This window comes from Flavobacterium polysaccharolyticum, from assembly GCF_038739875.1.
GTDB classification, from domain to species: Bacteria; Bacteroidota; Bacteroidia; order Flavobacteriales; family Flavobacteriaceae; genus Flavobacterium; species Flavobacterium polysaccharolyticum.
Map to the genome: position 1 here is coordinate 1 of NZ_JBCGDP010000118.1, position 236 is coordinate 236.

Here is a 236-nt window from a genome sequence, read left to right on the forward strand (position 1 = left end):
TTACCGCAGCAGGAGTGATTACTTTCACCCCAGCAGCGAACTTCAATTCCACGACCCCAGTAAGCATTCCTTATGTGATCACCGATGGAAATGGAGGAACAGCTACTGGCAATGCATTAATTACAGTAACCCCAGTAAACGATGCCCCAGTAGCAGTAGATGACACTTATACCGTTGCGGAAGAAGGTACGGTTACTTTGACCCCATTAACAGGGGACAGTGATGTTGACGGGGAT

1 protein-coding gene is annotated in these 236 nt (G+C 47.9%); it reads left to right on the plus strand.

The genetic code is table 11. The features are described from left to right. On the plus strand, positions 1–236 hold a 236-nt coding region (locus WFZ86_RS20320; RefSeq protein ID WP_342693640.1), incomplete at both ends, for an Ig-like domain-containing protein.